Origin of the sequence: Candidatus Aalborgicola defluviihabitans, from assembly GCF_016705985.1 — a bacterium.
Classification (GTDB): Bacteria; Pseudomonadota; Gammaproteobacteria; order Burkholderiales; family Burkholderiaceae_C; genus Allorhodoferax; species Allorhodoferax defluviihabitans.
Map to the genome: position 1 here is coordinate 1 of NZ_JADJKN010000026.1, position 9,598 is coordinate 9,598.

Below are 9,598 nucleotides of genomic sequence, written 5' to 3' on the forward strand. Positions count from 1 at the left end.
AACGGATGATGCGCGACAGCACAGTGTCCACGCCCACCGCTGTGACACGCCGCACCACACGGCCATCTCGCCATTGATCGAGCCACCGGTGAGTCCATCACCTGCGTCTTTGCGCACCGGCAGCCGGTTCGCCGGTGAGCGTAAGTTCAATCCACCTGGGTCGCGCCTTCTTGCAAGATGCCATCCACCGAAAGCGTTCCCCGGGCTTGACGACCAGCCGGTCGCCAACCGCGAAGCTTCTGCGATGGGCATATCCACCTCTCCGTACGGCCCAGCACATGGGCTATATCCGGGTGCCCAGACCATGCAGAACGCGAATGGCGGCCGTGGTCTGGCGCTTGGCGCGCCCTCCAGCCGCTTGCCCAGCAGCACCAGGGTAATGACCACGGCGGAGCCTTCAAAGTACAGGTGCCCCATGGCACCATCGCCGGCCTGTAGCCACAACCACACCGACCAGAGCCCAGCCCGCAGTCGTGCCAATGGCCACCAACAGGTCCATGTTGCCGCTGCGCGTCAGCACGGCGGTGCCAGCCAGCCTTGCAGAGAAAGCGCGCACCCAGTATGAATTGCACCGGCGTCGCCAGCGCAAACTGCACCCAGGCTGGCAACATCCAATGCTGGCCAAACCAGTCACCCACCATGGGCAGTGCCCCCGGAAACGACAGCAGCGCGCCAGTGCCACCGGGCCCAAATCCGGCCCACGGTGATACCGATTCCAGGCATCCACCTCAGCCGGACTGCGCGGCTCGTAGCCAGCGTCGCGCACGGCGCGTTTGAGGCGTACCGGCATCTGCGCATCGCCCGCAAAAACAATACGGGCCAGTTCTGTAGCCAAGTTGACCGATGCGTCCTGCACGCCGGGGACTTTTTCAGGGCGCTCAACGCGGCCGACGCAGGATACTGCGCAGGTCATGCCGCCAATGCCGATGTCCAGCGTAGCGCCGGCGGCGGAGGGAGTAGGGTTTGTTTCCATGGTGTGTAGCCTAAACCCTCCGCCATAGGAAGGTCAAGTGCGGAAGGACAGGTGTGACTCCCACCGTGGTAAAGTTCAAACGTGGCTCTTCTAATTCAACAACCCCACAAGGAACCCCATAGACAAACCTTTACCGTAACCGGCATGACCTGCGGCCATTGCGAAAAGGCCGTGACCGAGCGCTGCAACAAGTGGATCCACAGGCACAGGTGGTGATTGACCGCAGCCACAACAGCGTGCAGGTGCAATCCAACCAGCCACGCCAGGCGCTGGCGGCTGCGATTACTGAAGAGAGGCTATGCCGTTGCCGACTGAGTCAGGGGGGCAGAACGGAAACGCCGGCCCCATTGCCATTGGCGAGGCAGCGCCAGTCAGCGTTTCGGCAAAAATGCTGCGCCGTACGAATCGTTGGGCCTCTTGGGGCGGGTCAACCGCACCGACAGCGGCTACCGTCAGGCACAGCCCGGCAGTGTGCGCACTCTGCGCTTTATCAAGCGTGGCCCGTGACTTGGGCTTTTCCATGGCCGAGATTTCGAGCTGGTGGGCTTATTGGCACAACCGCAGCCGTGCCAGCGCCAGCGTGAAACGCATCGCCCAAAAACACATGGATGAGCTGAACACCCGCCGGGCTGCCATGCAGGCCATGCAGCGCTCACAAGACCTGCACAGAACTGCCATGGTGACGCCCGCCCTGACTATCCTGGATGATTTGGCCGGCAAAGGCGGCACCGGGGCCGCTGTCATTGAAGGCCCATAACCCGCCCGCCGCTACACTGCGCCGATGATCGACCTTGCACTGTACCCGGCACTTTGCCGGCGTGGAGCCGTCGCTGCACTCACGGAGCACGTCGATCGGGCCCTTGACCGTGCCCGCTGGTACCGTGCTGTTCAGCAGCGCACAGGCCCGCTTGCAGGGGTTTCCACTGGTGGAAGGCAGAAGTCAAGGTCAGCCCGCCACTCCAGCGACGGACGCTCACTGGAGTTGTACCGGGTGGTGCCAGGCGAACTGTGCCTGGCCTCCAGCGCCTGGCCTTTCGCAGCCTGCCGCTGTCGGCCACCGGCAGCCATAAGCCGACCACGCTACTGCTGATTCCGCCAGTGCTGTTGTAATGGCTGGAGACACCCCTTTCGCGATGCCGTGTTGGGCCTGTTTGCCGAGCGCATGGCGAACCTGACCGGACTGATCGACGCCGTGGCCTTCCAGCGCCTGGACCAACGCCTGGCCCGCTGCCCTGCTGGGCCAGGGCCCGACCTAACGCTCACCCACCAGGAACTGGCCGACGAGCTGGGCACGGTGCGGAAATGAAGTGTCGCGCCTGCTGCGTCGTTTCGAGCGTGAAGGCTGGGTAGAGCTGGCACGCGAACACATTCACATCCGCGATAGCTCGCCACGCGTTGCCTCTGGCCGCAACGTTGCCAAACTAAAAAGTTGGTGGACGGTCGATTACTTTGTTTTTCATAGCTACTTAGGCATGTTCACGAGGGCTAGAGGCCAATTTTGCTCAATTTCCCAAACGGAAGGCCGCCTTATTCATCGCCTTGGGGCAGCCCAGCAACCAATCGGCAACGCCATACAAGCCCATCGATTTGGCGGTACCAGAGTGCGAGGGCGCAGGTCCTTTGCGCTGATGGTGATGGTGATGGTGATGGCGATGGTGATGGGCCACGGCACCCGACCGGTTTCTGGAAGGCGAAATCCTCATCATTGGGCGAAGGCTTGGCCAAAGACGCTTACGTGCTGGCGTGGCACAACGAAGAATGGACATTCCGCCAGCTTGTACGAACAAAGCGGGTTAGGTACTGCCCCTGAGCCCGGCATTTGACGATGCACCCTGGCTGACCTGTCGGCCGTGCGTCGTCATCCTGAAAGCGCTACCCGGGCGGCGCCGGGGTCCAAGTTTAACGTCTCTGACTATCTGATTTTCACCCGAAAGGGTGATAAGCGAGACAGTCTTTGCAAGAAAGTTGTGGTAGAACTTGCCTCTAGCCCTCGTGGAATATACGTAAGCAGCTCATTTAGTTGTGAGTGAAGCCTTTGCTCTCGGTCGTTACTATCGGGGAATCCGAATCACTTGTGATGTGGGTGACGGGCAGTAGTCTGCGATTGCAATAGTACCCAGAAGGAACGGCTGCCGTTCGATTGTCAGCAATAGTTCCGGTTTAGCGCACAAGCTCAACGGCGCGGGCTGTTGGCGCGTCTGCTGGAGCGACTTGTTGGACCTAAACCTCTCCACGGAACCGCATCAAGGAAAAAGAAGGGCTCGATAACTGGCGATTGTTCCACATAAGCGGACCGGCCCAAGGAATATACCGAGCCTCCAGACAGGATATGGCTAAAGGCGGAGTTTCTGCCCAAGCTGAATCGCGGTCGCCCCACCCGGATAACCAGTCAATAACAACGCACCACCAATGCTGTTTTGGTATGGCGTAGGTAAGTGCAACCCAAAGCAAGATGCCAAGACCACGAGCTAACATGGTTTGTGCATTGAAACTAAACCTGCATCGTGTCTATGACGGTTGGATAGGCACCAGTTTCATTACTGCATCGGTAGCAAGGAGGCCACTTAGACCCGACGCCCACCAGATGACGGGTGAAGTGTTTGTTAGCGTCGACGGACATGTTTCGCTCCTGTGTGAGAGGCCCGACATTATTTGAGGGCCCAACGTGTGACTGAGCGGCGCGCGCCGTCGCATGAAGCGGCACTTTATCCCTTCCGCGTCCGCTCCAGCGATTTGTTAGGTCGCATCCTGTTTCGCCTGTGCAAGAAGCTCATCGACTCGGCCCCAATTGGTGATTTCATTTGAGAGTGGCCAGCCGCGCACGAACTGGCCGAAGAGTTTCAAGTCTCGCGATATAGCCGCAAATAGAAAGCCGGCAAAGAACGCGCTTACAAGCGGCGCGGCCCAACGCTGGTGATGCCGTGAAGCGGGTACGCGCGCGCCAGAGATCGGGCCAAACGGTTGGCGCGGCGTTACGAAACGCGGCACTTCTAACTGGCGACGGAGCTTGGCGTCGGGCTCACTTGCGATACCTTCGCGCGTCCGCTCCATCACTGGCTGGCGGCTTTATCGCGCAACTCGGTGAATGATGGGATGGACTCCCCCGTCTTTTTGCGCAACAGTGGCGCTCTGGTCGTCATGGGCATGGGGATCAGGTCTTTCAACGTAAGGAGTCCGACATGAATGCTACTACCGTTGCCGTCGATCTTGCAAAGTCCGTCTTTCAACTTGCTGTGGCTGATGAACACTGGAAGATTATTGAAACCCAGCGCCTGACGCGCACCCAGTTCGAGCGTTGGTTTCTCAACCGGGAAGTAAACCTGGTCATCATGGAAGCCTGTGGCTCCGCCCACCACTGGGCGCGCTGGCTCAATAGCCTGGGCATTGAGGTTCGGCTGTTGCCAGCCCAGTACATCCGCGCCTACGTCAAGCGCAACAAGACCGACGCAGCCGATGCTGCCGCACTTCTGGAAGCTGCGCGTGCGTCTGACATGCGTCCCGTGCGGGTGAAGTCTGTCGAACAACAAGCGCTGAAAGGCATGCACCGCATTCGTTCCTTGTGGATGGGCACACGCACTTCCCGCATCAATGCATTGCGCGGCTTCTGCCGTGAGTTTGGCATTGCCATCCCTGTGGGTGCACGCACGGGCGTGGAAGCAATCAGCCGGATACTGGCTGATCCCAACACTGCCGTTCCTGACTTGATCCGCGGCACAGCCAAACTGCTGGTAGAGGAGATTCGCTTGCTCGAAGCCCGCATTGCGCAGCTGGAGCGTGAACTGGCTGCCATTGCCAAGTTCAGTCCAGCTTGCACCACACTGTTGTCAATTCCTGGCATTGGCTTGCTGACCGCCACGGCGCTGGTGGCAGCTACCTCTGGCGATGTGAGTCACTTCAAGGATGCGCGGCATTTTTCCAGCTGGTTTGGTCTGACGCCCAAGGAGTACAGCTCGGGCAGTAGCCGCCATCTGGGGCGTATCTCCAAGAAGGGGATCGCTACTTGCGCATGTTGCTGACCCACGGGGCCAGGAGCGTGCTGCGTGCGTCAGGTGGCGCAGGACGCCGGGCGCGAGGTGCGGCGTGCGCCGCTGGGCATTGGATGTGCAGAGTCGAAGCAACCACAATAAGGCGGCTTGTGCTGGCCCAACAAGCTGGCACGGATTTGTTATGCCACGCTGCGGGACAAGGAGCCGTTTGGCGAGTGCCAGGCTGAACAAGAAGATCAATAGGGAGAGCTTGTGATGCCAGCGTAGACCGAAAATATCCAAAACAGCCGTCACCAAGAAGAAACTGAACACCCATCACGCGTTGCGAGATTGATCGACCATCATGGCCAACCGGGTTCACCCCACACCGATAGACGCCGATAACTCTTCCGGCAGCGTGCCTGCCGTTTGTAACGATTGGCGCTGGTGACGCAGATTCCATGTCGGCACGGACCATTACGAGTCCACACCAGATGCCGGATATACGACTGCATGCGCTTCCTCAAAGCCAAACTATCGATTAGTTTCTTGAACTTGTGGGGGGAGTCCATATACGATTTGTTAGGTCGCATCCCTTTTTCGACATATGCGGGAACTCAACGACTCGAGCCCCAGTGGTGATTTCTTTCCGCAGTTACCAGCCGCACCAGAAACGGCCGAAGGTTTCAACAATCTCGCGATCACCTTTGGGCCCCATTAAACCTGGCAAAGAACGCTAGCTTGGCCAGCTCGGCCTCCACATTCCCTGCGACTGTTGGCTGCTTGAGGGCGGTAATGGAAGACAAGTTCGCCCATTCGCGCGTCCGCTTTTTAGAGTGATCGGAAGTACCACCAAACGGTTGGCGGCGTTGTCCGCAATCGGATGGATGCTTCCGATAACGGTGAAGAAATTCTGGCATTGAATTGTCACTTTACTCGATAAGCATCCAGAATTTTGGGACCCTAACGAGGCTGTAAAAAACCCGATTTCCACGCGCGCCATTTCGGCTGCACTCCGCTTCGCGGATCAGTTTTCGTGAATTTTGTGTCCATCTACAAAGTGTGCCTCATTTTGGATCCGTTTCGCGCCTATTGACGGTTCAGGGCCTATTTCACCCTATTGCGTTCTGTGCTGCCCCATGCCCGTCTTGGACAGCTTCTCAATGTTGCGCACCATGCAGTACAGGTTCCACTGGGTGGTTGACCTTGGTGCGTCCTCGGTGGTTCAGCCGCGTCAGGCGCTTGTTGTGCCGGATGTTGGCAAACACCGGCTCCACGGTGCCAAAGCGCTGGCTGTATAGCTGGCGTCCCTTGGGCGAATCGATGGCTTGGCGCATGCGCTCGCTTGGGTTTGCGGTGTCTTTGGGGCTTGGGCACAAAGCGGGTGACCTGACGACCACGTCCGTAGTTCGGTTTGATTGGGCCTTTGAGGCATTGCCCACTCAGCGCACAGGCATTGCAGTCGATCTCTTTGGCGGTGTACGTTTGGTAGTGCAAACCTCTTGATGAGAGGTAGATCGTGCCAGCACTAGTCATCAATTGACCCGCAGGACACGTCGCGGTGTTGTTGTCGTTAAAGCTGAAGTCCTTGGGGCCAAAGCGTTTGACTTCTTGCTCTTGCCCGGTGGCCTTCTTCTCAGACAGCGGGTCGGGCTTGCCTTTGTATTTGTCCGTTTCGCAAGCGCTCATCGCGGTATCGCATTTGGTTGTCGGCAACCATGGCCGGAATGCCTTGCTCCATCAGCTTTGCGATGTTGGCATCGCTGTGGTAACCGGCATCTGCGGTGACCAAGGTATCTGGTGTGCGATAGGGACTAGCCTGCTCAATCATGGGTAGCAGCATGGCTTGCTCGGAACCTGAACCAATGACGTCCGCTGCAATGATAATTTGGTTTGCGCTGTCCACCGCGGCCTGTGTCGCGTAGCCTTGCATGACACCTTTGCTGGTGGCCATCTTGGCACTCTGAGGGTCTGTGACATTGGATTTGAGTTCTTTGCCTTTGCTACCTATGCGTTTGGGCGAGGTGCTCAGGAATTCCCGGGTGCGTGCTGCTTCTTTGCGCAGGGCGTCCATCTGGGTTTGGCGTTTGGGCTCTAGTACCTGCGTCTGATCCAGGCCTTGTTTGTCTTGGGCCTGGTGCAGGGCCAGTATTTTGTCGGCTGCCTTCTCCAACCGATCGGCGCGGTGGCGCAATTCTTCGTGGGTACCGCTGCGCTCTTTGCTGGCGTTGCTGGGCAACTTGACGCCATCGATGGCGAACATCTCGCGTCCGATCAGGCCTTGGGCATCGCAGGTCATCAATACTTGGCTGAACAGGGGTTTGATTTGGTCGCTCAAACTGCAGACAAACTTGGCGATGTGGGTGTGGCTGGGTTGGCTGTCGCCGCTGATGGCGATGAATAGGACGTTACGCAGGCAGGCTTGTTCGATGGACCGGCTGGAGATCAAACCTTGGCTGTAGGCCAGTAAAACGATCTTGAGCATGACGCGGGGGTCATAGGCACTGGCTCCGACTGAATCGTTCTTGAACTTGGCATCCATCGCCTTGAGATCGAGTTCGTTGTCTACGAGGTAGTCCAGTGCGAAGGCGAAACTGCCGGGGACGATTTGTTCAGACAACACGACTGGCAACAGCATGCTGTTGCGGTCTTGGGGTTTGTAGCGGGCCATGTTTTGCGCAGTACGTTGGGGATGTAAACACAACGTTTTAGGCCACGCAGGGGTAGACGAAAAATGCCAGTGGGAGAGGTTTTTTTACAGCCTCAACGTAGAGCTAACCGGCGCTGCGCGGCACATCGCACAGCGTCCAGCATGTCCCGAAGGGGCGAGGTTGACACCATGTTGTGCCTTTCTATATTTTGAGTAACCATAGAATGCCAACGCGAGTGACATTTCTGGCACAGAAAAGAGGTAGGCCATGAGCTTGACTCTGCACCAAACAATGCCTCAGGTGCCCAATGGTGATTCTCGGCACCTTCTTCGCCACAAACCTCGCAAACAGGAAGCTGCCAATTTGTTTTTAAAGGCTGAGGCTCAATACCAAATTCCCAGAAACTACGGCCGACGAAATGTGTTGTTCTGTGATTGCAGTGGCCGCAGTAGAAAACACACACGTTGTGACCGCCTGAGTTTTTGGCAGCGCCAACCATCCATTGCTTCTCAACGCCGCACTCGGGACATGGATAGGCTGGCCACTCGAAAGGTTTATTTGCCATGAAAAATTGTCCATTTTGTGGCGGCAACGAGATCGGCCCGTGCTGGAACACGCGCCAAGACGGAAATGAAATAACGATGATGTTTTGTAACTCATGCGGAGCAACCGGCCCGGTTGTAATTTACAAAACATCTGACGACGAAAATAGGTCGGCTAAGGCCTGGAATAAAAGGCATAACTTAATGTAGCCGAGCGCCTATCTTGGCATTTCCAAGCTAGACGACGAAATAAACCCGACGGACGGGCTTTTACGAAACCAGCAGCAACCAGCAACCCCGCATGAACATTCATTTCTTGTCGATAAAGCCGTGTACTTTTGCATGGCACCCATTCTACAAACCCGTCGTATATTCTGGTCAATCAAAGCCAATGACTGCCGTAAAGGAATGACGCGGCGGACAACTTTCTGCCAACTGCCGGCATTCCGGTAAATTAAATCATCACAACCTCGCCGACCATCACGCGGCAAAAGCCCGCAACCACTTTGGAAGAAGCAAGTTCCTGCCGTGTGCTGGGTAATAAGGCGGTCCAGAAATTCGCGCACAAAGCGCTCGGTCTGGGCACCGTGGAAACGGTCGGTGATTTGCCCGTGGCTGTAGGCAATGCGGTTGGAAACCCCTTGACCACGATGGGCGCCCGGCGATGCGCATGTTTTCATGCGGCGGCGGCTCCGCTTTGGCAAGTGAAAACTGGCCGTCGTAGTGAAGTGCCAATTTCTCCAGCAGGTCATTGCCCGTTTGTTCGGCGAAGGCGGTCATGTCACGCACCGAACCCGGGTTCGTGGAGATGACGCGCAGCACCTGCCCCGACGTCATGTCGGCCAGTGCCTTTTTGGTTTTGACGATGGGCAACGAGCAGAGCAGGGCAGGGCAGGCCAGATGCGTCAAATTGCTATTTGCCAGATGGGTGCCTGTAGACGCGGTATACAGCGCCGCGAAACGGCATCTCCCGCTCCGCCGTGGCGCCCACCGCGATGGCCAAGCGGATCGACGCCTGATTTTCCACGTGGATGAGGCTGATCAGGCGCAGGTCTGGCAGATGGTGCGCCGCCATCGCCTGGCGGCACCGGACCGCCTCTGCGGCATAGCCCTGGCTCCAATGCCGCCGGATCAGAGCCCACGATCTCGGGCTCTGGCCACTCTTTGGGATACCACAGGCCTACAAGCCCCAGCACGGTCGCCGTCGCTTTTTCCTCAACCAGGTAGGGGCCATAGCCGAGCCGCTGCCAATGCCTGCCGATGCTCCCCACGGTGCGCCGGCTGTCCTCTTCCGTCAAAGCTTGAAGGGTGGTGTACTTGACGCTTTGCACATCGCCATAGTATTCATGCAGCGCGAACCAGTCTTCATCCGTGACGGATTTCCAAGACGGGGGAATCGGGGCGTTTCGATCGACTCGGGAATCAGGAAGCTCATGTGATTTTGCGAATGGGGCTTATGACGGCATC

Annotated in this window: 8 protein-coding genes and 4 pseudogenes; 6 read left to right on the plus strand and 6 right to left on the minus strand. The window is 57.8% G+C overall.

What is annotated here, in order from left to right; genetic code table 11:
* A pseudogene (locus tag IPI80_RS21530) lies at positions 1-973 on the minus strand (heavy metal translocating P-type ATPase); the annotation flags it as partial.
* Between the two features lie 144 nt (positions 974-1,117).
* Here IPI80_RS21530 and IPI80_RS21535 point away from each other — a divergent pair.
* From IPI80_RS21535 to IPI80_RS21550, 4 genes and pseudogenes are all read left to right on the plus strand, one after another.
* Positions 1,118-1,288, plus strand: a pseudogene (locus IPI80_RS21535) (heavy-metal-associated domain-containing protein).
* Entirely contained in the window at positions 1,272-1,730 is a 459-nt protein-coding gene (locus tag IPI80_RS21540; RefSeq protein WP_413863625.1) for a MerR family DNA-binding protein, read from the plus strand. Before IPI80_RS21535 ends, IPI80_RS21540 begins: the two are co-directional and overlap by 17 nt.
* 381 nt (positions 1,731-2,111) lie before the next feature.
* Positions 2,112-2,279 (plus strand): hypothetical protein, encoded by a 168-nt coding sequence (locus tag IPI80_RS21545; RefSeq protein WP_413863628.1) that lies wholly within the window; start codon positions 2,112-2,114, stop codon positions 2,277-2,279.
* A gap of 1 nt (position 2,280) precedes the next feature.
* Complete coding sequence (locus tag IPI80_RS21550) at positions 2,281-2,796, plus strand: hypothetical protein (protein ID WP_413863630.1); 516 nt, start codon at positions 2,281-2,283, stop codon at positions 2,794-2,796.
* A 913-nt stretch (positions 2,797-3,709) separates the two neighbouring features.
* Here IPI80_RS21550 and IPI80_RS21555 read toward each other — a convergent pair.
* Positions 3,710-4,024 carry a hypothetical protein gene (locus IPI80_RS21555; protein WP_413863632.1) on the minus strand — a complete coding sequence of 105 codons (315 nt, stop codon included), beginning with the start codon at positions 4,022-4,024 and terminating at the stop codon, positions 3,710-3,712.
* 128 nt (positions 4,025-4,152) lie between these two features.
* Between IPI80_RS21555 and IPI80_RS21560 the strand changes: the two genes are divergently transcribed.
* Entirely contained in the window at positions 4,153-4,989 is an 837-nt protein-coding gene (locus IPI80_RS21560) for an IS110 family transposase (RefSeq protein WP_413863634.1), read from the plus strand.
* Between the two features lie 1,109 nt (positions 4,990-6,098).
* Here the strand turns inward: IPI80_RS21560 and IPI80_RS21565 are convergent.
* Both IPI80_RS21565 and IPI80_RS21570 read right to left on the minus strand, forming a co-directional pair.
* Entirely contained in the window at positions 6,099-6,380 is a 282-nt protein-coding gene (locus IPI80_RS21565; RefSeq protein ID WP_413863636.1) for a transposase, read from the minus strand.
* A 194-nt stretch (positions 6,381-6,574) separates the two neighbouring features.
* Complete coding sequence (locus tag IPI80_RS21570) at positions 6,575-7,609, minus strand: transposase (protein ID WP_413863638.1); 1,035 nt, start codon at positions 7,607-7,609, stop codon at positions 6,575-6,577.
* A 543-nt stretch (positions 7,610-8,152) separates the two neighbouring features.
* On the opposite strand from IPI80_RS21570, the gene IPI80_RS21575 reads away from it, so the two are divergent.
* Positions 8,153-8,341: a Lar family restriction alleviation protein gene (locus IPI80_RS21575; RefSeq protein WP_413863640.1), complete on the plus strand. Its 189-nt coding sequence runs from the start codon at positions 8,153-8,155 to the stop codon at positions 8,339-8,341.
* Positions 8,342-8,866: 525 nt separating this feature from the next.
* On the opposite strand, the pseudogene IPI80_RS21580 reads toward IPI80_RS21575, so the two are convergent.
* Together IPI80_RS21580 and IPI80_RS21585 are read right to left on the minus strand one after the other, a co-directional pair.
* Positions 8,867-9,055, minus strand: a pseudogene (locus tag IPI80_RS21580) (sulfurtransferase TusA family protein); the annotation flags it as partial.
* Positions 9,045-9,462 (minus strand): annotated as a pseudogene (locus tag IPI80_RS21585) (GNAT family N-acetyltransferase). The pseudogenes IPI80_RS21585 and IPI80_RS21580, both read right to left, overlap by 11 nt.
* Between the last annotated feature and the right edge of the window lie 136 nt (positions 9,463-9,598).

What these genes read in the sequence shown, in the direction of transcription:
- IPI80_RS21540 (WP_413863625.1), top strand. Translation starts at nt 1,272, where the DNA reads ATGCCGTTGCCGACTGAGTCAGGGGGGCAGAACGGAAACGCCGGCCCC.
- IPI80_RS21555 (WP_413863632.1), bottom strand. Translation starts at nt 4,024, where the DNA reads ATGGAGCGGACGCGCGAAGGTATCGCAAGTGAGCCCGACGCCAAGCTC.
- IPI80_RS21560 (WP_413863634.1), top strand. Translation starts at nt 4,153, where the DNA reads ATGAATGCTACTACCGTTGCCGTCGATCTTGCAAAGTCCGTCTTTCAA.
- IPI80_RS21570 (WP_413863638.1), bottom strand. Translation starts at nt 7,609, where the DNA reads ATGGCCCGCTACAAACCCCAAGACCGCAACAGCATGCTGTTGCCAGTC.
- IPI80_RS21575 (WP_413863640.1), top strand. Translation starts at nt 8,153, where the DNA reads ATGAAAAATTGTCCATTTTGTGGCGGCAACGAGATCGGCCCGTGCTGG.